This window comes from Carnobacterium sp. (assembly GCF_032094055.1).
GTDB lineage: Bacteria > Bacillota > Bacilli > Lactobacillales > Carnobacteriaceae > Carnobacterium_A.
Window position 1 is genome coordinate 13,415 of the sequence record NZ_DAMDAK010000064.1, and the last position, 1,378, is coordinate 14,792.

2 protein-coding genes are annotated in these 1,378 nt (G+C 35.9%); both read right to left on the reverse strand.

Annotation, left to right across the window (positions count from 1 at the left end; translation table 11 throughout):
* The coding region (locus tag RT405_RS09820; protein ID WP_313469402.1) for a response regulator transcription factor at window positions 1–499 on the reverse strand (499 nt) is incomplete at its 3' end.
* 393 nt (window positions 500–892) lie between these two features.
* Window positions 893–1,378: Spy0128 family protein (locus tag RT405_RS09825; protein ID WP_313469403.1), on the reverse strand; the 486-nt coding region annotated here is incomplete at its 5' end.

Genomic DNA, 1,378 nt, shown 5'->3' on the forward strand with positions numbered 1-1,378 from the left:
TAGCTAAAAATAACAGTTCCATGATTTTCAGTTCATTACGAGTCAACTCTGTTTCTTGTTCTTGGTATTGAAGCTTCGATTCACCTAATTTTAGAATCACTTGGTGGTGCGTTAAAAAATTTTCTGCTTCATTGAAATCGTATGTCCTTCGCAATAGCGCTTGTACTTTTGCAACAGCGACCGTCAAATCAAACGGCTTGCTGATAAAGTCGTCTGCACCCATTTGAATGGCCATCACAATATCCATGTTCTCGTTCCGCGAAGAAATGAAAATAATCGGAACTTGAGAAAATTTGCGTATCTCCTGACACCAATAATACCCATTGAAATAAGGCAGCTGAATGTCCATCAATACCAACTGAGGTGCTGCAGCCGTAAATTCTTCAATAATCGTATTAAAATTAGTCACCACTACTGCTTCATATTGCCAACGCTCTAGTTCATCACGCAATACATGAGCAATCGTCAAGTCATCCTCAACAATCATGATTTTAAACATGGTATCCCTTCCTAACTGGTCCTATCATTTTGGTTGTTATCTCCAGTTTACCTGATAATCATTCCTAAAAACAGCAACAAATGTTACATCGAATGGGGAACCAATCAAAAAAATTGAAAGAGTGTCTGTTATGGAGAAATATAAATCAATTTTATTTGGCTTCTTTTTTAATAAAAACCTCAATGGTATAAAAACACTAATCAGAAATAAATATAAGAAAAGTGGGCCTGCTAGGGATTGAAGGCAGAAAAAACTTATAATACCCTATTCCAAAAAGAAAAACAGACTAAGCTATTTGTGAGCCTAGTCTGTTTAACATTCCTTTATAAGCCTTATTTTGGGAAGAGACTTAAAAAAACAAATCATTTTCCTAGTAAAGGCAATTATTACTTGTTATTTAGTCGTTTTTCTTTTTATCCCTTTTTTTTCATAGTAAGCTAAACTTACACCTACTAATAATAATAATATTGCTAATCCAGTGTATGATGCTGCTTCACCAGTTTGCGGTAATTTTCCTTCTTTTAGATCCGTTGATTGTTCCGGATCTGCAGGCTTCGCAGGATCAACTGGATCTGCTGAGTCTGTAGGGTCCGCTGGAATTATTGGTTCTGTTGGATCTGTTGGATCTGCTGGTTCTGTTGGATCTGCTGGTTCTGCTGTGGCAACATATTTATTGATGAAAGTGACTGGTCCATTAATATAATTTGCCGTAGCTACTAGTTTTCCTTCACCATCATTTACAACTTCAACAATAACCGTATATTCAATTTTATCATACGTTACACCTTCTTGGTTACCTTGAACTTCATGAAGTGTATATTTGTATTCTCCGACTTCATCATAAGTAATTTCATCAAAGATAACTTGACCGGCTGCATT